Genomic DNA, 23729 nt, shown 5'->3' on the forward strand with positions numbered 1-23729 from the left:
GAGGCCACACTTGAGCTTAGGAATGAAAACGCCAAATCAAGTGCATAAAAAAGACCAGCAGCAAACGCTACTGGTCTAATATAAACCGTCAACCTATTTCAGGACGGGACACAGTTTTACCGTTATCCATTTCAATGCTCATATACAAAGTCGATGTTCGTAAACAAAGCCGCCATACAGGTATTTAGTTGCCTCAGCCCCAAGTACTGCAACTTTATCTCCCTCATTTAATTTACCAGAGTGTATTAAGTTCGATAAACTCACCCAAATAGCAGCAGAGCCTAAATTACCAAGCTGTTTCGCATCATTAATGATTCTATCTGGTGTAATTCCTAGAGCCTCAGCCATTAACACATCAATATGGCCATTCGCTTGATGAGGTAAAATATAGGCAAAATCATCTAACTGATAACCACGGCTTTGCAGCGCTTGCCAGCCGAGTTCAAATAACTGACTCCCCTGCTCCCTCACTGCATGGATATTATGATGGAATCGCGCCATGCGTTTTTCGCCAACATCATTTGAGCCGCTATCTAAATAAAACCCTGGCTGTTTTTGATGACCTATTTGCCCTAAATAAATATCAGAAATTTTGGCTTTGCCATCTGCCATCGGACCTAATACTGCTGCTGCAGCACCATCGCCCATTTGCACATAATTAACCAACTGTTCGGTGTCAATAAATGCCTTATCCATATCAAAATAAACTGAGCCAGTTTCTACACCAACTATCGCAACTGGCTGTTGATTTACGGCGCAAAAAGCAGAGGCTATTTGTAAACCGTTCGCAAAGCCTGTGCATGCTTGTCTTAACTCTAAGTAAGGGCCGTGATATGCCATAACATCAGCGAGCCATGCGGCATTAGGCGGTACTTGTGTATGAGGAGTACAAGTGTGAGTAATTAAATAATCTAGCTCACCCGCCGTAATATTCGCACTTGATAATGCTTGAGAAAGAACTTGTTGGCTTAATTCAATACTAGTAGGTGAAGCAAAGCTAGTCGCTTTGGTTAAATCCCGCACTAAATAACGACCCTCTATCCCCAAACGTTTAGCGATGCTTTTAGCTTTACGCGCATTCAAACGACCCGCTTGCTTAGATAAACAGTTCAATAAGGTTTCATTATCGATATGACTACCTGGCAATTGGTGAGCAATTGAGTATAAGGACAGATCATGTTGGGCAAATTTTACTGCCATTTTTCCTCCAGTTTTTGCTGTAGGGAATCCAAACACACTCCCATATGTTCAAAGGCACTGCCTTGACTGCTTAACAGTTGAAATAAGTGTTGAGTAATAAACTCTTGTTGCTGACAAAAGTCTGAATTGCCGGCACCGAGCTCAATCGCATGATGACGACTGATATAAACATGCTTGGCTTCATCCTTTTTGATTAAACCGCATAATTGGCTAAACGGATGATTCAGACCTAATTTGCTATGTTCAAATGCCTGCATGATTTGAGTGACACAGGTGTCTAATATCGCTATTCGCACAAAATGCTCTTGGTAGTCGTCAACACGACTTAGACTGGTATAAAAACGCTTTGCAAGTCGCTGCACCTTTGAAACACTCTCTATTTCAGGCAAGTTGTCGGCAACGCTTTGCAGCGCAATATCATGTCGACATTCATCGGATTCAACCTCCACTAGAGATAAAATGATTCTTTCTGAGTCTATAGATGATGCTGAGTTATTAGTCATTACGTTATTAGTTATTGAATTAGTGCGTAACCTGATAATTTCTTGATTAAACACCAGCTGAGCGGACTGCTCTCCACATAACAGCAATGGCAATAGGTGTGCCATTGACTCTGCTTCACTATCATTAAATGACAGTGGCGTATTGCCTAGTTGATTTATCCAATCTTGCAGACGCAGAGCATTGTTCCCATTTGAGATTTTAGGTGATGTTTTTTTACCAAAGCAGCGACTAATGCTCATATTGGGACTCATTTTTATGACTTATATTCGTGCTCGTATTGGGATTCTTATTAGCATTCATGAAAAACCGCCTCCATTGATGATAAATAACAGGCAACACCAAAACATCAAAGAGCCAAGCGAGGCTGATGACTAAACAAGACAACATACTAAGTTGTGCTATGGGGGCAAAGTCAGATGCCAAACCAATACCAAACCCCAATACCAAGGTTAAGCTGGTAAAGCTAATGACAGGAATAATGGTGGCATATTTAGGCCAGAATGAAATAAATGAATTAGCTTTATTTGGCTGCGGCAGTTTTAATAACAGGTGCAAAGTATCATCAACAATTATGCCTAACATGATGCCCAATACGACAGCACTACCAATGCTGATATAACCGCCCATGATTTGCCAAGCACCAAATACCCAAAGCAAGGGTAAAAAGTTAACCATCAATCCAATTAAAGCAAATACCAGACTGCGTTTAATCCCCCCTATAATGATACTCAGTATGAGTAAAGCAACGACAAATGACCACAACATATTCTTTGCGTTCTCAATGGATAAATGCGCAAAAAGGAGGTTACTACCCAGTGCAGGACTTACCATTAAATCTAAATGATTATCGTCTAACCAAGAGGACACCCTATCTTCAAATTCAATCATTTGCTTTGCTGTTAAAGGAGTAAGATAAATACTCAATAAGCTTGATTGATAGTCCGCAGAAACTTCACCACCAAGTCCCAATTTTTGCACCGAGTTTTGACTGATGACTTGCTTAAATTGACTTTGAGTTAATCCAGCACTTTTTACCCAATCACCAATATGCGTCACCTTATTCACTTCAGGTTGCTGTTTTAAAAAGCGGCCAAACTGATATAAGAAAGCTAAGTAAGCTTTATCATATATTTGATGAGGTTCGGTGCTAACTTCGTAATGGATAAGGTTCACACCATCAAAGTATTGCTGCATCTTTTGTTTCGATTGACTAAAAGGATTGTCTTCAGGGAAGTAGCTAAGAGGATCATCATTAAGCTCAAGTTTAGTGACGCTAAATGATGCAAGGGCTGATATAACGGCAACCATAAGCAATAAACTTTTTGGATATTTTATGGCTACTCTTGCTATCGGCTCAGCCGAAAAGTAAGTATTAGCTGCAACGCTGCTCTGCTTATTGTTTATTCCATTGTTTATCTTATTAGTCGCTTTTTTATTTCGCCCGTAATTTATCACAATAACCGTTAAGCTATGGCAAAGCAGATAATGACAAAGTACGGCTACGGCCACTAAAGCACCAAAGGATTGAATGGGTGGTGACGGACTAAAACAGAGTAAGCCAAAACCCAACATAGTGGTTAATGTGGCATAAAATAGCGGTAACTTGTTATGTTCAAAACTAAACTTTAGCGGTTCAAGCTCACATTGGTGAACTGCTCGCTGCCAAGCCAAATATAAATGCGCCGAATAGGCCAATGACAATGTGATAATAATGACGGGAATAAATGCACTGATTGCTGCAATGGTTAAGTTAAACCAACCTGCGATACCTAGAGTAAAGATTAGCGTAACCAAGCAATTTAACCCTATCGCCAGTAACCATATTCTAGCGCGAATGAATAAAGCAGCCATAAGTGTGATGACCAGTAATAAGCTTGGTGCAAACCAAGATAAATCATGTCGCAACACTTTAGCGTACTGCCAGTTAAGCGCCTGCTCACCACTCAAATAGATATTCACAGGGCTTTTTTCTATGGGCTTTTGCTCGACTAGGTTGTCACTGGCTTCCTTATCAATGACATTTACCCCAGACGGCCAATAGGTTTTTGCTCTATCCAGTAAATTTTCTATCTTAGTTTCTTGCCATAAGGTGTTATTGGCGAAAGTATGTTTATCAGCTTCACTGAAACTAATGTTTAGCAAAATAGCCAAGCCTGACTCAGATATGACTAAAGGTAATCTAGGGTGTTGTTTATAACTCAATAAGAAAGCAGAGCGGTTTACAGGAGAATGGAGATTCGAATGCTCAGTCTTAGCGCCTGATATTTTAGTGGCAGGTAGATTAGTGGCAGGTAGATTAGCGGCAGATATAAATGAGGCATATCCTCCTACATTGGCAATATCATCACTGCCTTGTAACTGCTCGATAAATTGTAATAAGCGGGCTTGTTGCTTTGGCTTACGCCAGTCTTGTTGGTTTTCTAATAATAAGAGTAAATTATTACGTTGTTCAAACTTACTGTTTAGCTGTTGATAGCCAATAAAGCCTGCATCATCATGGGCAAAGTAATCATTAAAATTGACACCTAAGCTTATTCTAGTCACGCCTAACAGACTTAAAATGACCATAAGCGACACAGCAAAACATACCCATAACGGATGCTTTTGCGATCGATTAATCAATGTCATTTGCCAGTTCAATAGCTAGTTCCTTGTGTAATGTGTGCCGTTATCCATAATACTCAATCAATAAGACCTAGCTCAGCCGATTTTATATTCAAGTTTAGGCAAAAAAGTTTGGCTATGGCTTAAGTTAAGCGCTGTGGTTGCTTTGACTGATAGACTCATTTTGATGACTGCCTTTAGCTGAACATTTGAGCCTTTTGCGGAATTCTTAGTCAAACGCACCTAAAAACAGCGTTTAAAATAAAAAAAAGTTGACTATAGACCGCAAAAAACGTTTAATTGCGTCCGTCGCCCGAATAGCTCAGTCGGTAGAGCAGAGGATTGAAAATCCTCGTGTCCCTGGTTCGATTCCGGGTTCGGGCACCATATTTAGATTTGGTGGCTAACGCGACCAAATAACAAAAAGCCTCGCATTGCGAGGCTTTTTTGTATCTGTCACTTTCTAACTAAACATACTTTAGTCACTCAAAACCATGTGCCGCAGCAACCAACAGCACTGGTTTAAATAAGAAAATGACTAAGCAGGTTCGATATAGTCAACCAGCATTTGTACCGTTTGATTGCCTCTAAACTCATTCACATCAAGTTTATAAGCGACCCTAGCATGTTTAATCGTCGCATCAGGCCAAGTCGCTAAATCTACATTAAAGGCAATTGCATCCATCATGACAGAGCCACAATCTGTTTCGAGCACCAGTTTTAAATGTTTCTCACCAACAATTCTTTGCTGAATAACACTGAAGTAACCATCAAATAAAGGCTCTTCAAATGACTGTCCCCAAGGGCCTGATTCACGTAATAAAAATGCGGTTTCAAGATTCATTAATTGAACGGGTAATTCGCCATCCGATAACACTTCACCTGTGAGTTGCTCAGGTTTAAGTACTTCACGCACGGCTTTATCGTAAGCAGCTTCAAACTCAGCAAATGCATCTGCTCGCAGTGATAAACCTGCAGCCATAGCATGACCACCAAATTTGATAATCATGCCTGGATGACGACTATTGATGAGCTCAAGTAAGTCACGCATGTGCAAGCCTTTAATTGAGCGAGCTGACCCTTTTATCTCGCCATCTCCAGCATCAGCAAAAGCAATCACAGGTCGATGGTATTTATCTTTGATCCGTGACGCTAAAATACCTATCACCCCTTGATGCCAATCATCTTGGAATATCGCTAATCCCCAAGGTAATTTTGATTCATCTAAGGTGAGTTTTTGTAAGCTTTTAAGGGCTTCTTGCTGCATGCCAGCTTCGAGTTCGCGGCGTTCACCATTTAAGCCGTCAAGTTCATCAGCCATTCTTCTCGCTAACATCATGTCTTCACATAATAAGGTTTCGACCCCTAACGCCATTTCATCAAGACGACCTGCTGCATTAAGCCTAGGTCCAACGGCAAAACCAAAATCTGATGCAACGATCCGCTGAGGGCTACGTTTAGCGACTTCTAACAAGGCTGTGATCCCAACGCGGCAACGGCCATTTTTAACTCGCTGTAAGCCAGCTTGAACCAATATGCGATTATTACTATCAAGCGACACCACATCGGCAACCGTGCCTAATGCCACAATATCGAGCAAACTACCAAGGTTAGGCTCAGTAATTTGATTTAGCTGATACCAGTCTCGACTCTTAAGCTCGGCTCTTAATGCTGACATTAAGTAAAATGCGACTCCAACACCGGCAATCGATTTACTAGCAAACTGACAGCCCTCTTGATTCGGGTTCACAATCGCATCAGCAGCTGGCAAACTTTTTCCTGGAAGGTGATGGTCAGTAACGACCACTTGCATGCCCAGTTGTTTTGCTGCTGCGACACCATCAATTGAAGAAATACCATTATCAACCGTAATCAGAACTTCTGCGCCTTTTGATTGTGCCACTGCGACAATTTCAGGACTTAAGCCATAACCATAGTCGAAACGGTTAGGTATGAGGTAATCAACCTTAGTGGCTCCCATCATCCGTAAAGCTAATAAACACACACTGGTTGAAGTGGCGCCATCTGCGTCAAAGTCTCCGACAATTAATATCGACTTCTGCCCTGCTATCGCATCAGCAATTATCACAGCCGCTTCTGGTAATCCCATCATAGTGTCTGGTCGAAGTAGCTTAGACAGACTTAATTCACACCCTGTTAAATCGACATTACGACGAGCATAGAGCTGTTTTAATAAAGGGTGAATAGTCTCAGGTAAATGACTGTCATCTACATCAGCACGGCGAACAATTTTGTGGGCCACAAATAAACCTTATTAATAGAAATGAAAAAAGATCAAAAGCAAGATAACAAAAAAGGCGAGCTAAGTGCTCACCTTTTATTAAAAATAGCTCGATTCACTTATAGGAAAGAGTCATCGATAACCATTATCAAACTCTACAAATTAAATGTTGGTTTTAATGGTTTTTAATAATGCTTCTGGTGGTTGGTAACCTGGCACTAACACACCATTTTCTAATACGATTGCTGGGGTGCCATTAATACCAAAGGCCTGACCTAAACGGTACTGCTCTTCAATATTTGCATCACAACTTGCCGCTTTAACATTGCCGCCTGTTTTAGCATCTGTCATGGCTTTTAAAGGATCTTTTGCACACCAAACTGCTTCCATTTCTTGCGCGTTGGCTGATGGGATCCCAGCGCGAGGGAAAGCTAAATAACGCACAGTAATGCCTAAGTCGTTATAACCGTCCATTTCTTGGTGTAACTTGCGGCAATAGCCACAATCGACATCAGTAAAAATCGTCACTACATGTTTTTCATCTTTAGCTTTATAAACTAACATGTCTTCTTCAAATGGCTTAAGCATATCAATACGCGGACCAGCAAGTGCAGCTTCAGTTAAGTTTTGCATGCCGTTTTTCAGATCATACATATTGCCATGAATTAGCTTTGTTCCGTCAGGTGATACATACAGTACACCACGGTCAGTAAAGGCTTGGTAAAGACCATCAATAGGCGAAGATTGGATCTTCAACACATTGACACCAAGTACATCTGATACTTGTTTTTTCAATTCAGTTTCATTGGGAATATCTGTTGCAGAAGCTGCCTGTAGCAGTGGGGCAACAGCTAGCGTAATCGCGAAAGAGAATGCTTTAGTTAACTTCATTAATTAATCCTATTGGGTAAAACTGAATGTCTCAGCTAATACATAGACCTGATATTATCGGCAAAAGTTACAGACAATATTTTACTAAAGCAACCATAAGTGCCTCATAGCAGGTTACATGTAACATATTTAATGTAACCAAGGGTGACTTATTAAAAATAAGCATCAACCTCTTGGGTGATGCTCACTATGTAATTGTTGTAACCTCGCCTTGGCAACATGGGTATAAATTTGCGTCGTAGATAAATCACTGTGACCCAATAACAACTGCACTACACGCAAATCAGCGCCGTGATTTAATAAATGAGTCGCAAATGCATGACGGAGCGTATGAGGCGATAAATGACTGTTAATCCCAGCTCTAACTGCATACAACTTAATGCGATGCCAAAAGGTTTGTCGCGTCATCATTTGGCCGCGTTTTGACGGAAATAGCACATCACTTTGTTTGTTGTTAAGTAACTCAGCTCTTGCAGCTAATAAGTATTGCTCTACTTCGGTAACCGCCAACTCGCCTAACGGTACTAGGCGCTCTTTGCCTCCCTTGCCAACTATTCTCACTAACCCTTGACGCAAACTGATTTGCTCAAGCGTCAGGCTGACAAGTTCCGTTACCCGAAGCCCTGTTGCATACAACAATTCCAGCATAGCCTTATCACGACATTCAACGGGATCTTCTACATTGGGTTCATCAAGTAATGCATCGATTTGTTTTTCACTTAAGGCATCAGGGAGCTGACGTGCAAGTTTGGGGGATTCAATTAAGCTGGTTGGGTCAACTTCAATGGTTTGCTTTACGATTAAATATCCATAAAAGCGTCTAAGGCTACTCAGCAATCTAGCCGTGCTCGTTTTCGCAAAATTATTATCAACTCGATACGCCAAATAATCACGAATGGTTAACTGCTCGACATCAATCAAACGCATACTCTGATTGAGCACAAAACGTTCAAAGTGCCTTAGGTCAGTTCGGTAAGATGCTAGCGTATTATCACTTAAGCCTTTGGTGGACCAAAGGTCATCTAAAAAGGCATCAATGATAGGATCAGCTTGGTAGTTATCAGTCATTTTTTTCCTAAAAAACAGCGTTACTCCACATGAAGTAACGCTGTTAGTGTAACTAAAACAGGTTTAATTTGACAAAACTTACCGTCAGCAAGTCGTCAATTAGCTTGCTGCAACCGTTTGGCTTTTAGCTGGAACAAATAAACAGGCAACAATCGCGATAGCAACAGGTAATAACCAAGCCATTCCTTCAGCGTGTAAAGGCATAAAGCTTAAGAAGTTAATTTCAAAGCCTGCTGCTTTTAAGCCATCAAACACACCGAAGAATAGTGCAACAGATAACACTAGGCGGTGCGAAAACTCAGGTCGAGCAAAACGTTCAGTTAAGAAAGTAATTGCCACCAAGGCAATCGCCACAGGATAAATGGTCATTAATACAGGAATACTGATATTAATTAACTGAGTTAAGCCTACGTTTGCCACAGTTGCGCACACTAAGCTGAAAAAGATAACGAAAGCTTTATAAGAAATCTTCGGAAGTAACTCATTAAAGTATTCAGAACACGCAGTGATTAGACCCACTGCAGTCGTTAAACAAGCAATGCTAACAACCGCTGCAAGTAAAACTGTACCCATAGTGCCAAACTCATGGGTCACGTAATTAGTTAAGATCTGACCGCCATTTTCAGCACCTTTAGCAATATCACCCGCCGTCGCGCCTAAATAGAATAATGAAATATAAACAAAGGCTAAACCTGAAGCGGCGATAATAGCAGCACGAACAAGATAACGAGTCTGAGCTTTAGATTCAGTGATACCTTTCTTACGCAAAATATCGATAATTAACATACCGAAGATCACTGAAGCTAGGGTATCCATGGTGTTGTAACCTTCTAAAATGCCTTTAGAAAGCGGGCTAGTAATATAATCCCCAGTCGCGGCACCAATTGCTGCGCTTGGAGTCACAATCACCGATACGGCTAAACCAACCAATAAGAAAATTAGAATTGGCGTTAATACCTTACCAACACTGTCAAGTAACTTGCCTGGGTATAACGACAACACCATAGCTAAAGCAAAAAACGCAATGGTATAAAGCAATTGAGCTTTATTAAGCGCCAAAGCACCTATTTGAATGACAGCTTCGGCATTATCTAAAAATGGGCGTGCACCGATTTCAAAAGCCACTAAACCAGTACGAGGTGCAGCGAATGCAGGTCCAATAATGATGTAGATAGAGACAGCAAGTGCTGTTGCAGCAAAAGCTGGCAACATAGCCATGACTTTACCGTTTGCTTTAGCTACCGCAATAAGGCCTGCAAGAGGTAAACCCACGGCAGTAACAAGAAAGCCTAGCATTGCTAGCGTTATATTCTCGCCAGCTAACATACCTGCAAAAGGAGGAAAGATTAAGTTACCTGCTCCTAAGAAAAATGCGAAAGTCATAAAGCCTAAGCCTAATGTATCGCCGATACTCATATTACTGTTTTGCACAAAATGCCCCATCTTGTTGTTTTGTTTTTCAACAAACTTAAGTGATTAACCGCTAATTAGCTACCGCTAATCAAATTCTACCTGTAAAAGTGTAAACTTAAGATTACATCTTTTTATATTAAAAACTACTCACAAATGGTTATAAAAAAGCCATTTTGTCGATTTCAAAATACCCATTTGTGAGTCGGATTTCATTTTACTACCATTTAAATGCGTTAAGCGCCTTTAAACGGGTAGGAACTAATATCAAATCGCGTTTAGATTAACAAGCGCAAACCCAGCACAATCTAAAATTAACCTTTATCTGAAAACAAGCTTAAAATCCGCAAAACATTCTTGCTACAGTGCAACCACATCACCTGAATTTAGCAACATCGGTGCAACGCCATTTTTCTGGGATAAATAATCCAAAAGCAGTTACCATTAACGCCCCAAAGCACATCAGTCTTATATCAGAATAAACAATGCCATTTACCTTTAAGCAATTTCATATTGAAGATAGCCACTGCGGAATGCCTGTCAGTACAGACGGGGTCATTTTAGGTGCATGGTCGAAACTCCCGCTCACCAATCAAGGCGGTAACTCTCGAATTCTCGATATTGGCGCTGGTAGTGGGTTATTGTCTTTAATGGTGGCGCAGCGGGTTGAAAATCCTCTTGTTGAAATACAGGCTGTCGAACTTGAAGATGGTGCTGTTAAAGATTGTCAATTTAACTTCGACCAAAGCCCTTGGCGTCAGCAGCTTTCCCTGAGGCATTGTAGTATTCAGCAATTTGCAGATGATAACCTCAAATCAAAAGCTGCATTGTTTGATTCCATCATTTGTAACCCTCCATATTTTGACAATGGCCCTCAATCTGAAGCCAAACGCCGTGCTACTGCAAGACATACTGATAGTCTCAGCTTCAAAACACTCCTTAGTCATACTCAGCTATTACTCTCACAAGATGGCATTGCAAGTTTCATCATTCCAATTCAGAGTGAATTAGGCTTTATGGCGGCGCTGTCACAGACCAAGCTTTTAATAAGTCATAGAACCACTATCTGCACCGTTGAAACAAAAGCCCCTAGCCGACTACTTTTGGCACTTAAACATTCGTCTTCATTAAATTCAACATCGAATACTCCTCAACAAAAACCGCAATTATCAAATCAACAAAAGCCGCATTCATCAAATCTGGTGATTGCCGATAACAAAGGTCAGTACACACAGAGCATGAGCCAACTTTGCCGCGACTTTTATTTGAAACTTTAATGTTTAATCTGCTTTTGCCTGATTAGTCTCTCGCTGAGATTAACAACTTAGGTTATAATGTCCGGCTATCAATCAGTGAGACCCAAAGCGCATGCTATTTGAAGATTTTGACCTCGATCCCCGCCTATTAGACTCTCTAAAGGCTATGGGACATTTAAGCCCGACTACCGTTCAACAACAAACTTTGCCAATGGCAATGGAACAACGGGATATTTTAGCTAAAGCGCCTACAGGTACAGGTAAAACTGCAAGCTTTTTGCTGCCAGCTTTACAACACTTGATTGACTTCCCGCGCCGCTTTAATGGCCAAGCCAGAATATTAATTCTGACACCGACCCGTGAACTTGCCAGCCAAATCCACCGCTATGCTTGCCACTTGGCAACCGATCTTGAATTAGATGTTGGGATCATTACTGGTGGCGTGCCTTACGGGCCACAGGAAGAACAACTTGAAGAAAATATCGATTTATTAATCGCCACACCTGGTCGTTTAATGGAATACCTCGATAAAGGTCAATTTGAAGCAACTGAAGTTGAAATACTGATTATCGATGAAGCAGACCGCATGCTAGATATGGGCTTTTCATCAGTCGTTGAAACCATTGCGATTGAAGCACAAGGCCGTAAACAAAATATGCTGTTCTCTGCCACCTTAGAAGGTAGCGGCGTCGCTCGTTTTGCCCATGTGCTGTTAGAAGATCCTGTCACCATTGATGTTGAATCACCTCGTAGTGAAAAAGCTAAAATTCATCAATGGGCTCATTTAGCTGATAACAATGCCCACAAATTTGCTTTGCTGTGCAACATTCTTCAGCAAGAGTCAGTTAAACGCACCATTGTTTTTGTTAAGACTCGTGAAGTGGTTGCCAGCCTTGAAGGTCTGTTACTTAAAGCTGGGATCCCATGTGCATTCTTACGTGGTGATATGGAGCAAAAGAAACGCTTCCAAGCATTAAGTAAGTTCAGTAAAGGCGAAGTCAATATTTTGCTGGCGACTGATGTTGCAGCACGCGGTATTGATATTGATGGTATTACCCATGTGATTAACTATGATATGCCTCGCTCAGCTGACGCTTATGTTCATCGTATTGGTCGTACAGCTCGTGCTGGCGCCAAAGGAACTGCGATTTCATTAGTTGAAGCGCACGATATGCGTATCGTGAGCAAAATTGAGCGTTATATTGAGCAGCCATTAAAACGTCGTTATATCGATGGTTTAAGACCAACGCACAAAGAAGCCAAAGTGCCTGGCAAGAAAAAAGACAAAAATAAAATTGCGGCGAAAAAATCTAAGAAAAACAAAAAGAAGAAATAAACCTGCGATTTAAATCATTTATCAAAGCCCTGAATTATTGACCTAATTCAGGGCTTTTTTGTGGCAAAAATTCCAATTTACAGCGTAAAACTCTGAATAACAGCTAAATTAATTTTCTGAAACATATATTTTACAACTAACGCTTTTGCTTCAATTCGTTGTCTGGTAATTTAGAGCCTAGAATGCCCTAAGTTATTAATATTTTAATAAGAAAAATGCTTTAAACCTGAGTTTAGAGCTAAGTCCCCCTTTTGAGTTAACATTGCTTTTTAAGTATGGATACGTTTATCAATGAAAAGAATTTTAAGAATCCTCTCTCCATTTCTCATCCTTATCGTGTTTATTGCTCTCGGTGCTTTACTGGTCAGCACTCAGCAGGCTCCTGAGCAAAAAGAAGAACAAGAAAAGATAGCAATAGTTGATGTGCTGACAGTAGAGCAGCAAACAGTCTCTTTAAACCTCCCTTCCTATGGCGTGGTAAGCCCCAAATACAAAACTCAACTAGTCACTGAGGTAAAAGGTAGATTAATTAGCTTAGATCCAAGCTTTGTTGCAGGGGGTATTGTTCAACAAGGCCAAGCGCTGGCACAAATAGAGCCTTCAGATTACCAAGCAGACTTTATTCAAGCAGAAGCAACGCTTGCCCAAGCTAATGCAGCACTCAACGAAGAAATTGCCCGTGGTGAAGTGGCAAAGATTGAGTTTAAAGACTTTGATGACGGCTTACCGCCAGAGTTAGGTTTACGTATTCCGCAACTGAAAAAAGAGCAAGCTAACGTTAAATACGCAAAAGCGGCGCTAGCACGAGCCCAGCGAAATCTAGAACGTACGGTTATTCGCGCTCCGTTTGACGGCATCATTAAAGCCCGCAATGTGGATTTAGGTCAGTATGTTTCTTTAGGCACTAACCTTGGTGAACTTTACGATATCAGCATCGCAGAAGTGCGCTTGCCATTAACTAATAACGACCTCGCCTATTTAGAATCTGTCGATAACCCAGATACTTCTGTGGTATTAAGTGCATCTTTAGCAGGCAAATCATTTACTTGGAATGGCAATATTGTCAGAAGTGAGAATGTGATTGATGAGCAAAATCGCATGGTTTATTTAGTGGCTGAAGTAAAAGATCCATACCTTCGCACCAAGCGTCAAGACAATGAACTTCCACTTAAGTATGGCAGCTTTGTTACCGCCATCATTAAAGGCCGCACAGTGGATGGCATCGTCAAGCTTCCTCGTCATGTTGTGCGTCAAGATCAAGTTGCCGTCATCAAATCAGATAACACTATCGAAATCCGCAAAGTGAATATTGTTCGCACCGATATCGAAAACGTGTTCATTAAAGACAGCCTAAAAACTGGTGAGCGCATTTCAATTACCGACGTGAACAACATGATGTCAGGTCAAAAAGTGAAATTGCTAGGTGAACAACAAGATGACATCATCGAAGACACCACTGATAGCGCAGAAGAAATCTCGTTAGCAGGTGACCAATAATGGACAATAACAAAGGCATAATTGCTTGGTTTGCTAGAAACAATGTTGCCGCAAACCTCTTAATGTTCGCCCTGCTGATTGGCGGCTTGTTCAGTACCGTATTAATTAATAAAGAAGTGTTTCCTACTTTTGAACTTAACTTACTTAATATCTCGGTTGCCTATCCAGGCGCAGCGCCGCAAGAAATTGAGGAAGGGATCAATATTAAAATCGAGGAATCGATTCAAGATATTAATGGGATTAAAAAAGTCACTTCTGTTGCCAGTGATGGCGTAGGCTCTGTCACCATTGAAGTAGATGATGACTACGAAGTTCAACAAGTTTTAGATGAAGCAAAGCTGCGTATTGATGCGATATCAACCTTTCCTGACAACATTGAAAAGCCGAATATCTACCAGATAAAGCCAGAAAATAACGTTATTTGGGTTTCAGTTTACGGCGATCTTAGCCTTCACGAAATGAAAGAAATGGCTAAAACGATTCGTGATGATATCACCGACTTACCTGCTGTTACTCGTGCACAGGTGACGGGGGTGCGTGATTATGAAATTGGCATCGAATTATCAGAAGATAAATTACGCGAATACGACCTAACCTTCTCACAAGTTGCGCAAGCCGTACAAAACTCATCGATTGATTTACCAGGTGGCTCTATTCGCGCTCAAGATGGTGACATCTTACTGCGCACCAAAGGCCAAGCTTATACTGGCGAAGACTTTTCACGCATTGTCGTCACTACCCGACCAGATGGTAGCCGAGTCATGCTACCTGAAGTGGCGACCATTAAAGATGATTTTGAAGAGCGATTAGAATACACCCGCTTCAATGGTAAGCCTGCCGCTATTATCGAAATCACCAGTATTGACGATCAAAATGCGCTCAATATTTCAGAACAAGTCAAAGCCTATATCGCTGAACGTAAAACAACATTGCCCGCAAATATCCAGCTAGACACATGGGGTGATTTGACTCATTACCTTGAAGGTCGCTTAAACATGATGTTGTCGAACATGTTTTACGGTGCTTTATTGGTATTTATTATTTTAGCCTTATTCTTAGACCTAAAATTAGCTTTTTGGGTCATGGTGGGGCTGCCAGTTTGTTTCCTTGGCACCATTTTGCTGATGCCAATGGAGCCGTTCAACTTATCAATCAATATGCTCACCCTCTTTGCCTTTATTCTGGTGCTGGGGATAGTGGTGGACGACGCCATTGTCATCGGCGAGAGCGCCTACAGCGAAATTGAAAAACATGGTCAGTCTCTAACCAACGTAGTCAATGGGGTGCAAAGAGTTGCTATGCCTGCAACGTTTGGGGTACTGACAACTATTGCCGCATTCGTGCCAATGATCATGGTTTCAGGTCCTATGGGGATCATCTGGAAATCGATTGGTATGGTGGTGATCTTAGCGCTAGCTTTTTCGTTAATAGAATCCAAATTGATTCTGCCAGCGCATTTAGCGCACATGAAAGTAAAGAAAAAGCGCCCGCCAACCAATATATTCTCTAAGTTTAAAGTGAAGCTAAATGAGAAACTGCAATACTTCATCCAAAATCAATATCGCACCTTTTTAGGAAAGTGTATTGATGTACGTTACAGCGTAGTGGCGATATTTATTGGTGTCTTAATCTTATCATTGGCGTTAGTTGCCAGCGGTAAAGTACGCTGGGTATTCTTCCCTGATATCCCATCGGATTTCATTCAGGTGCAGCTTGAAATGGAAGAAGGCAGTTCTGAACTTAATACCTTAGATGTGGTGCAAAAAGTTGAAGAAGCCTTATATGCCATGAACGATAAGTTCGCTAAAGAAACCGGCTCTGATGTGGTTAAGCACAGCTTTATCAATATGAGCTCAAGAAGTTCAGCATTCATTTTTGCTGAACTGTCTAAAGGCGAAGATCGCGAAATAGACGGTGTCACCATTGCTGCTGAGTGGCGTGAACAATTACCAGAGCTGCTGTCAGTTAAAAAGCTTAATATCGCTGCAAGTACTAATGATGCCGGCGGGGATATCTCCTTTAGATTAACCTCAAGCAACTTAAGTCAATTGTCTGAAGCATCAAAAGCGCTCAAGAAGAAGTTAGCCACCTATGAAGGCGTATTCGATGTGTCTGATAATTTCTCGTCTGGCAGCCAAGAAATACGCCTTAATATTCGCCCTGAAGCTGAAGCACAAGGTTTGACCTTATCGGATTTAGCGCGCCAAGTGCGATATGGATTCTACGGCTATGAAGCTCAGCGAATTCTTCGTAATAAAGAAGAAGTGAAAGTGATGGTTCGCTACCCGCTTGAACAGCGCCGCACCATTGGTCACTTAGAGAACATGCAGATCCGCACCCCGCAAGGTGTTGCAGTGCCCTTCTCAACCGTTGCCGATATCGAGCTTGGTGAATCATTTGCCTCCATCACTCGAGTCGACGGTCGCAGAGCCATTACCATCACAGCTAACGTGAATAAAAACACCGTCGAGCCTTCAAAAGTTGTCAGTGAAATTCAAGAAGAGTTTTTACCGGATCTCACCGAAACCTATAAAGAAGTCAATGCTTCGTTAGATGGTGGCAGCCAAGATGAGCAAGATGCCATGCTAGGCTTAATGCAAGGTTTCTTCTTTGCCATGTTTACGATTTACGCATTAATGGCAATTCCGCTTAAATCCTACACTCAGCCTATAATCATTATGTCTGTGATCCCATTTGGCATGATTGGAGCATTGGTTGGCCACTATATTCTTGGCATCTCAATGAGTGTTTTAAGTTTATGTGGCATCGTGGCACTAGCCGGAGTGGTAGTAAACGATTCATTGATTTTAGTCGACTTTGTTAACCGCGCACGTCATGAAGGCTACTCAATTTTAGAGGCAGCGATTGATTCTGGTTGCTACCGTTTCAGAGCTATTATATTAACGTCTATGACGACATTTGTTGGCTTAGTTCCGATACTATTAGAGAAGAGCTTACAGGCTAAAATTGTGATTCCAATGGCGACCTCACTGGCCTTTGGTATCCTATTTTCCACTGTAGTGACGCTGATTTTAGTGCCAGTGCTGTATATTATTTTAGATGACATAAAACGCTTCGCGCGCCGATTATTTAATTGGTGGTGGCAACCTAAAACTGACGATGATGAAGCGTATAATTAGTTTCAACAGATAAAGAGTCAAAGTTACACTCGTCAATAAGGAGCAGCAATCGTTGCTCCTTTTTCATATCCACAAATCATGCGTCAAGCTAATTTGAACCTCATTTATGAGAGTTATAGAACAGTTATCACCCCCTATTAAGGCTACAATTCTGTAATCGAAGACAAGCTTTAAGCAGGCGCTATTATGACGAATGACCTCCACTCGACAACCATTATTGGTGCTACTGAAGCTACACTGTCAGAGGAACATCAGGATTCAACCTTGGTTTACGATATTCGTCAGAGCCGTTACTTGAATATTACTGGACGGTGCACATTAAGATGTCAATTTTGTCCAAAACATAATGGTTCGAAACAAGTGCATCAATATGAGTTGTCACTTGAAAAACAAGTCAAACCTAACGACATCATTCCATTGCTTGGTGATGTGAAAGACTTTGATGAATATGTATTTTGTGGATATGGCGAGCCAACCCTTAACCTTAATACTTTAATCGCTGTTGCAACTCTCATTAAAGCTAAAGGTGGTAAAACACGGCTTAATACTGATGGCTTGGGTAACCTTTTCCATCGTCGAAACATATTACCTGAGCTTGCATCTTGTATTGATAGTTTATCCATTTCACTCAATGCTGATACTGAAGCGGCGTATATTGAGCATTGTAAACCCAAATTAAAAGGTGCCTATGACGCGCTATTAGATTTCATTGAGTTAGCACCTAAATATATTCCCCAAGTGCAAGTCTCTGCAATTAATGGACTTGAGCAAGTCAACATAGAACAATGTAGAGAAATAGTTGAACAAAGAGGTTGTGAGTTTAAGCAACGAGAACTGGATATCGTGGGTTAATCTTGCACATTTTTGGTAATAAATTGGTTAAAAAAGCTTTACTAAGGTCAACCTAGTAAAGCTTTCGTGATAACATCACTTTATCGGGACTGTTAATATAAGTAAGTGAATGTTTAAAAGACAAACCAATAAAAACGTCTCACAGTTTCTGCTCATTTCAGCGCAAGATATCCACTGGAGTCGTCAACAGATCTTAGCTTTAGCAAGCCAAGTTTCAGTGATGATAATCAGTATCATTATTTTTACCACGCTATTACTCAATTTAGGCGAGCGCCGCTTACAAGAAGATTGGGCCGATAAACGCTACAGTGAATTACAGACTGTTGGAACACTGGCTTCCGATAAAGTTAATTTTCTGAAATTTAGAACTCAGGCTTTTGCCAAGTCTGAGTTGATGAATCAATACTTAACAACCCCATCAGAAGAACAAAAAACAAAACTGGTCGATAACTGGTCAGGGCTTCTTAACCATATTCCTGAACTTATAGGATTAACCTTATTTGATCCCCAAGGTAATAAACGGATTGCGAGTACAGATGCTTTTGATAGCGTACCACTCCCAGACCTGATACTTAATGGTGATAAAACCATGGGGGGCGATGATATTTATTCGTCACAAATTAAGTTCGTCCCCATCAATGGCAAACTGATCCCTTTTGTATTTCAAATCGCTTGGATTGAGAACCCCGACCAAAGTCTTCGAGGTTACTTAGTCACTTACAATTCAATAACCGAAGTACTTCAATCAATCAAGCCCGCTTTTTTTAACCACGACACACCATTATTATTATTAGGTGAAGAAGGGAAACTGTATGCAGGCTCAGGACAACAAAATCCGCTAAAGAAAATGCCCAACACCTTAGGAGATAGCTTACAACAAAGCAACCCTTCTCTTTGGCAGCAAATGGCCAATGCTAACTTTGGCCAATATCATAATGATGTGGGTACATTCGTTTTCCTTAAAATAGAACTTGCTGCGCATAACGCGATTATCCGAGAGTATTTTTTATTTTCTTATATACGCCATGAAGATATAGCCGCAAGATTCGAGCAATGGCGTTATATCTTGATCTTTTTCGGGACACTCATAGGTGCACTCGCAACTGTATTATTGTTTACTCGCCATCGTTTTCAACTTGAAAAAAACGCTAACGCAAGCAGTATAAATTTAGCCAGTAATCTGTTTAATATTAGTCATAGTTGTCTGTTAGTGAGTAATAGTGGCAGGATTATTAAAGCCAATAAGCAGGCAGCAAATACATTATCGCTCGAAATTGATGAATTGTTAGAAAGAAGGCTACAGCGGGTACTTCAACTAGAAGATCACACTTACCAAACTTTAGTTCAATCCATGGAGAGCAATCAACACTGGAAAGAAACCATCAGCTTTAGCGATCAACATTGCACAATTAATTTATATGCCCAACCAGGTAAAGTAAACCTAACCAATGACAATTATTGGGTAGTCACATTTGAAAATATCACTGAATTATCAGCGGTAAAACAACAAGCTTACAGTTACAAGTTACTTTCAGAAAGTGACGTTGCTACGACTTTGACCGATGCTAATGGTAAGCTCATCAAGTTCAACCATAAATTCAAAAAGTTGTTGGATATCGAAGATGAAAGCAAGGCCAATATTGTTGAATTATTGGGTGAGGAAATGACTCAACAATGGGCAGATATTTCTAGCCGTTTAAGTTTACAGGGAAAGTGGAAAGGACAGATTATTGCTAATACCGGTACACGATTTGCCAATAGCCTTAAAGCAAGTATTCAAGCTGAACATTCCATAGATGGTGATATTGAGTACTTAGTGATTACGTTACAAGTTTTAAAGCAACAAACATTGGCAAAGCAATTACCTTCAAAGCTGACACCGTTAAGCTCAATGATTTTACCTTTAACTGAGCTTGAAGTGCACTTTAGCACCTTAACCGAACAAAACCGCCAACAAACCTGCTTAATGATAATGGACATTAACCCTGAAGGGCTCATTAGCCATATCAGCGATATTGACCACCTTGAAAAACGTCAGAAAGACATTGAAATTCAGTTATTAATTGACTTACCTACAGGATATCAAATTGCTCACTGGCGTTTAGGTTCACTGGTGATTTTACTACCGCAGAGTGATTCTATTCAGGCTCATAAATATGCAATGAGTACTATGGATAGGTTAGAGCAAAATGATTTAAACGAAGGCATTAATATTGGTATTGCTGGTTATCCTGAGCAACAAAGTTTTGATGAATACCTCGCCAATGCAGAAGTCGCTTTAAAACGAGCAAAACAAACTGGCGACCAGAATATTTGCCAAGCCTTTACACGTAAAACATAACTTGTCTCTATCAAGCTCAAATATCATTAAAGACTAACTTTAATGACTGCGTTAAATGACTAAGCTAAATGACTGAGTTAAATGACTGAGTTAAATGACTGGCTAAAAATACCTTAATCAGTCATTTCTAATAGGTTAGCTGGTAGTTTACTGCGGGTAATTTCAATAATATTTGAACGGCTCATCACCACTTTATAACGAGCGTATTCCAACGGCCCTTTACCATCCTTTAGCACTGCCACTAAGTTAACTTGGTAGCGGCGTTCCACTGATTCATTACTCACTTTACCATCTTGTTCTTTATATATTTTAGCTTTACCCCGCTCTAAATGCCGTGCAAATGGCACTAAGCTAAAGTTAACTTGCTCCTGAATTTGAGAGTAACCCGCTTCAAATTCTTTATTGGTCACTTTAGTCGCAATTCGGTAATGCAGCACTTCAGCATCAACTTTATTCTGGCTATGTCGTTGCTTCATAATTTCAGCGACTTCAGCTGGAATATCTTGAGGACGAGTGAAATCAAGCCAAACGAGTTGCTTTGCTACAACCGTTTTTGTAGTTGTGTCGCGAAGTATGCGACTCCAACGTGGGCGACCACGCTGAATAAAGCGCCATAAAGCATTACGGACATCCTCTTTAAAGATTTCGCGAAAACCATAAATAATCGCTAAGGTAACAATTAAGCTCATGGTTAAACCACTAAAGACCCCCTGAGCCTTAATAATCAATGCAGAGACAACCAACATGACTAATGTTGTCGCTAAGCCTGTGACGAACTTCTTAAGGCCTACACCAAGGGTTTTAAGTTCCTCTTTCAGTACTACCCCTTGCTGGATCAAGCGTCGCAATAGCAACATCTTATTAGAAATACGATTTGCATCTTGCTTAGTACCCGTCGAGTTATATTTCTTTTCTTCTTCACGGTAATGATTTTCAGCACGGCACAAGTTTACAATTTGTTCTTTAATATCACTATAATCTGCATTGCGCGGACGATACGCTAAGGTTTTGAGTAACTGTTGCTCACAAAACCACGAAAGGTAATTGTCAGCATTTGCAAAGTACGACTGTAATCGTTCTTCGCTTGGTTCGTTACGACGAAATTTTTTTAGTAATTGAGTGACAGATTTTCCAAGCTCGTCTAAAGCTGGGTAGAACGCTTCAGCTTCAGTGATTTGTCTTAGCTCTTTAGCATCAGTTTCAATAGCGACAGCAAATTGGTAGGCAAATAAGTTAAGGTAAAAGCGAAACTCTTCTTTAGTTCGTTTATTGATACTAACAAAACGGTTTTGCACCAATGGCAAGTGCAAACCTTTTGAGTAATATGACCGCCGCCCCACTATCGCACTGTGATAATACTCTTCTTCATTTAAGGTTTTATCGCCGATACCCATTTCTGTAGGCAGATAAAAATACAAATCAAGCGCACGCTGATGCCCAACCTCCATTTGGTGGCTGAACTTAATTGATAATGCTTCTTCTTGTTTTACTTTGATTTTTGCCACTGAGGAGGACTCAACAACGGAGAATATAGCTACTATAGCGAATTTAATTAAAAATGCGAAAAGAGAATGGTTATTCTAGTAACCGACAAGCCCAAAGCGTGTGGTAAGGGCTAAATTTAATCAATATATATTCTTTTTCAGTATCCATTTCTAGTACTTGCACAGCCACACTGATTTCATTACCAAGTATCAGTGATTCTTGCATTACATCAAGTTCTTTAGCTAAATAATTTTGAAGCTGAGGAGCGTCTAGTTGATAATTAGCATCGATAACTTTCAAGTCTAGCTGATACATCATCTTGCCAACCTCCAACTCTTTTAAATTGCCCTCTAAAGAAATAAACTCGCGCTCATTTTCTTCTTCGCCAGTAAAATAATCTAAACTAATCAACTCATCTTGAATCGTTAAGGAGAGATAAAGCGGCTCATTTTGAGAGTGCACAACTTCCCCATTCTGATTTTTAAATTGATATATTTTACTATTGCAATCAAAAGCCCAAACGCTCCTTGAGTCAGCAAAATGTTCAAGAAACAAAATAACCAAACAGAATATAGCAATGCTTATTGACACAAACACCACTCGGCCTAATTTAGTTAATATAAATCGAGCAAGTCTAGTCAGCACAAATATTTACCTCTTTTAACCAGGTAGGATTGACTACTCTTTGATCTGCAGATTCCCTTATTAACTTAATATTATCGAACTCCCAGCCTTCTGCAGTTCTTTTTTTGAGCACGACACTAACAGTTTTTTCATCGCTGGCGGCTGTAGCCGTGATGTTATCCCAAAGCATTACGGGGCACTTTTTTAATTCTCTAAGCGCTTTCTTCGCTTGTAATCTAAATGTTGAATCATCCTCTTTATCTGAGGATTGATACATATTTAAACTCACTAAATTGCCTTGCTTAGTAATAAACTGCTCACTGAAAGTAGGTACTTTATAATCAGGCTCATTCAAATTTGAATGTACCAAGTAAGAAGCGATCAATGTCATTAAAATAATTAAGATATAATGTGTACTTGAAATAACTTTGACAGGTGAATCAAGTAAGCTTGAATGATTAGTAGCCACTTTGTTATATAATATGGCACCTTGATCAGCGATAACCTCTATTAAACTACAATGATTTTTACCAAAATAATCTTTAAAGTTTTCAACAATTTGCTCTATATCCGATACAGATAGCTTCTGCTGATAATCACCAAGCTCTTCTGGGAATGATAATAATTCTATAGGCACAACATGGCCGCGATGCTTAGCAAGAACGCTTAACACCCAAAACTCATTATTATTGAGTTGCCACTTAGTAGCATTGGATTGGTTAATAAGCTCTTTGTGCTTATCATCAAACCAACAACAACCGATTTGCATGCCTTAATTTTCTCCATAGTTGATATGAAAAAACATTATACGCTAGCAAAATAAGGTAATTTGTGATCAAAACGGCTGATAACCTTTCTAGCTTTAATTTCGTGAACTATACCTCGTAATTTCGAATCAGACCTTAATCAAACCTAACAACCTTGATACAAGTGTTAATCAACCTAACAACTTTATAAGCCAAAGCTGCATATTTATTATGCAAACTATACTTAGCCCTCTTACCTAGCTAACCACACAATAAAACGCAAGTATTTATTTGCCTCTTGCTTACCCACTCAAATGTAACAGTCGTAACAAAAGCTCAAATAAATGAATCGACTTAATACGGGCAGCAATGTGAAAAAGCACAAAAAAGCCGAGATAAACTCGGCTTTAATAAACACATGCACTAGGGCGTGTATATGGTCTCCTCCAATATTGCAATATAAAAAATAGCGTTGTGACAGTGATAGGTTTGCGTTCGTATATCCGGCTTCATAATTGAAACGCTTGGGTTTC

General features: G+C 40.3%; 16 protein-coding genes and 1 tRNA gene. 7 read left to right on the forward strand and 10 right to left on the reverse strand.

Translation table 11 applies throughout. The features are described 5' to 3' along the window. Positions 1 to 138 precede the first annotated feature (138 nt). From L2735_RS18380 to L2735_RS18390, 3 genes are read right to left on the reverse strand one after another with little or no spacing between them, the layout of a single operon-like run. Complete coding sequence (locus tag L2735_RS18380) at positions 139 to 1200, reverse strand: 3-oxoacyl-ACP synthase III family protein (protein ID WP_248986092.1); 1062 nt, start codon at positions 1198 to 1200, stop codon at positions 139 to 141. Further along, positions 1191 to 1943: a hypothetical protein gene (locus L2735_RS18385; protein ID WP_248986093.1), complete on the reverse strand. Its 753-nt coding sequence runs from the start codon at positions 1941 to 1943 to the stop codon at positions 1191 to 1193. Before L2735_RS18385 ends, L2735_RS18380 begins: the two co-directional genes overlap by 10 nt. Further along, a complete protein-coding gene (locus L2735_RS18390) occupies positions 1933 to 4344 on the reverse strand; it encodes an efflux RND transporter permease subunit (RefSeq protein ID WP_248986094.1) in 2412 nt (803 codons plus the stop codon). The genes L2735_RS18385 and L2735_RS18390 overlap by 11 nt, the downstream gene beginning before the upstream one ends. 275 nt (positions 4345 to 4619) lie before the next feature. Here L2735_RS18390 and L2735_RS18395 point away from each other — a divergent pair. Continuing rightward, a tRNA-Phe gene (locus tag L2735_RS18395) sits at positions 4620 to 4695 on the forward strand. 151 nt (positions 4696 to 4846) lie between these two features. Here the strand turns inward: L2735_RS18395 and recJ are convergent. The 4 genes from recJ to brnQ all read right to left on the reverse strand — a co-directional run bounded on the left by recJ (position 4847) and on the right by brnQ (position 9952). Then, entirely contained in the window at positions 4847 to 6571 is a 1725-nt protein-coding gene (recJ, locus tag L2735_RS18400) for a single-stranded-DNA-specific exonuclease RecJ (protein ID WP_248986095.1), read from the reverse strand. 141 nt (positions 6572 to 6712) lie between these two features. Further along, positions 6713 to 7441, reverse strand: coding sequence for a bifunctional protein-disulfide isomerase/oxidoreductase DsbC (gene dsbC / locus L2735_RS18405; RefSeq protein ID WP_248986096.1), 729 nt, complete (start codon positions 7439 to 7441; stop codon positions 6713 to 6715). Positions 7442 to 7606: 165 nt separating this feature from the next. Then, positions 7607 to 8509, reverse strand: coding sequence for a site-specific tyrosine recombinase XerD (gene xerD / locus L2735_RS18410; protein ID WP_248986097.1), 903 nt, complete (start codon positions 8507 to 8509; stop codon positions 7607 to 7609). Positions 8510 to 8608: 99 nt separating this feature from the next. Further along, the gene (gene brnQ / locus L2735_RS18415; protein ID WP_248986098.1) at positions 8609 to 9952 is read right to left on the reverse strand and encodes a branched-chain amino acid transport system II carrier protein; all 1344 of its coding nucleotides are present in this window, start codon (positions 9950 to 9952) and stop codon (positions 8609 to 8611) included. Between the two features lie 452 nt (positions 9953 to 10404). Here brnQ and L2735_RS18420 point away from each other — a divergent pair, with 452 nt between their 5' ends. The 6 genes from L2735_RS18420 to L2735_RS18445 all read left to right on the forward strand — a co-directional run bounded on the left by L2735_RS18420 (position 10405) and on the right by L2735_RS18445 (position 20341). Next, a complete protein-coding gene (locus L2735_RS18420) occupies positions 10405 to 11196 on the forward strand; it encodes a tRNA1(Val) (adenine(37)-N6)-methyltransferase (protein WP_248986099.1) in 792 nt (263 codons plus the stop codon). A 91-nt stretch (positions 11197 to 11287) separates the two neighbouring features. After that, on the forward strand, positions 11288 to 12511 hold the full coding sequence (gene srmB, locus L2735_RS18425; RefSeq protein WP_248986100.1) for an ATP-dependent RNA helicase SrmB: 1224 nt from the start codon (positions 11288 to 11290) through the stop codon (positions 12509 to 12511). A gap of 291 nt (positions 12512 to 12802) precedes the next feature. Further along, positions 12803 to 14008, forward strand: a complete 1206-nt coding sequence (locus L2735_RS18430) for an efflux RND transporter periplasmic adaptor subunit (RefSeq protein WP_248986101.1) — start codon at positions 12803 to 12805, stop codon at positions 14006 to 14008. Then, positions 14008 to 17148, forward strand: coding sequence for an efflux RND transporter permease subunit (locus L2735_RS18435; RefSeq protein WP_248986102.1), 3141 nt, complete (start codon positions 14008 to 14010; stop codon positions 17146 to 17148). The genes L2735_RS18430 and L2735_RS18435 overlap by 1 nt, the downstream gene beginning before the upstream one ends. 186 nt (positions 17149 to 17334) lie before the next feature. Next, positions 17335 to 18000 carry a TatD family nuclease-associated radical SAM protein gene (locus tag L2735_RS18440; RefSeq protein WP_248986103.1) on the forward strand — a complete coding sequence of 222 codons (666 nt, stop codon included), beginning with the start codon at positions 17335 to 17337 and terminating at the stop codon, positions 17998 to 18000. A 109-nt stretch (positions 18001 to 18109) separates the two neighbouring features. Further along, positions 18110 to 20341, forward strand: coding sequence for a PAS domain-containing protein (locus L2735_RS18445; protein ID WP_248986104.1), 2232 nt, complete (start codon positions 18110 to 18112; stop codon positions 20339 to 20341). A gap of 113 nt (positions 20342 to 20454) precedes the next feature. On the opposite strand, the gene L2735_RS18450 is transcribed toward L2735_RS18445, so the two are convergent. The 3 genes from L2735_RS18450 to L2735_RS18460 form a co-directional block, all read right to left on the reverse strand. Then, the gene (locus L2735_RS18450) at positions 20455 to 21846 is read right to left on the reverse strand and encodes a hypothetical protein (RefSeq protein WP_248986105.1); all 1392 of its coding nucleotides are present in this window, start codon (positions 21844 to 21846) and stop codon (positions 20455 to 20457) included. 70 nt (positions 21847 to 21916) lie between these two features. Next, positions 21917 to 22471, reverse strand: a complete 555-nt coding sequence (locus tag L2735_RS18455; protein ID WP_248986106.1) for a hypothetical protein — start codon at positions 22469 to 22471, stop codon at positions 21917 to 21919. Next, complete coding sequence (locus L2735_RS18460) at positions 22461 to 23219, reverse strand: hypothetical protein (RefSeq protein WP_248986107.1); 759 nt, start codon at positions 23217 to 23219, stop codon at positions 22461 to 22463. Before L2735_RS18460 ends, L2735_RS18455 begins: the two co-directional genes overlap by 11 nt. Between the last annotated feature and the right edge of the window lie 510 nt (positions 23220 to 23729).

Origin of the sequence: Shewanella olleyana (assembly GCF_023283825.1) — a bacterium.
In the GTDB taxonomy this organism is placed as follows: Bacteria; Pseudomonadota; Gammaproteobacteria; order Enterobacterales; family Shewanellaceae; genus Shewanella; species Shewanella olleyana.

Coding starts and splice junctions, on each gene's coding strand:
- L2735_RS18380 (WP_248986092.1), bottom strand. CDS start 1,200: ATGGCAGTAAAATTTGCCCAACATGATCTGTCCTTATACTCAATTGCT.
- L2735_RS18385 (WP_248986093.1), bottom strand. CDS start 1,943: ATGAGCATTAGTCGCTGCTTTGGTAAAAAAACATCACCTAAAATCTCA.
- dsbC (WP_248986096.1), bottom strand. CDS start 7,441: ATGAAGTTAACTAAAGCATTCTCTTTCGCGATTACGCTAGCTGTTGCC.
- xerD (WP_248986097.1), bottom strand. CDS start 8,509: ATGACTGATAACTACCAAGCTGATCCTATCATTGATGCCTTTTTAGAT.
- brnQ (WP_248986098.1), bottom strand. CDS start 9,952: ATGGGGCATTTTGTGCAAAACAGTAATATGAGTATCGGCGATACATTA.
- L2735_RS18420 (WP_248986099.1), top strand. CDS start 10,405: ATGCCATTTACCTTTAAGCAATTTCATATTGAAGATAGCCACTGCGGA.
- srmB (WP_248986100.1), top strand. CDS start 11,288: ATGCTATTTGAAGATTTTGACCTCGATCCCCGCCTATTAGACTCTCTA.
- L2735_RS18430 (WP_248986101.1), top strand. CDS start 12,803: ATGAAAAGAATTTTAAGAATCCTCTCTCCATTTCTCATCCTTATCGTG.
- L2735_RS18435 (WP_248986102.1), top strand. CDS start 14,008: ATGGACAATAACAAAGGCATAATTGCTTGGTTTGCTAGAAACAATGTT.
- L2735_RS18440 (WP_248986103.1), top strand. CDS start 17,335: ATGACGAATGACCTCCACTCGACAACCATTATTGGTGCTACTGAAGCT.
- L2735_RS18445 (WP_248986104.1), top strand. CDS start 18,110: ATGTTTAAAAGACAAACCAATAAAAACGTCTCACAGTTTCTGCTCATT.
- L2735_RS18460 (WP_248986107.1), bottom strand. CDS start 23,219: ATGCAAATCGGTTGTTGTTGGTTTGATGATAAGCACAAAGAGCTTATT.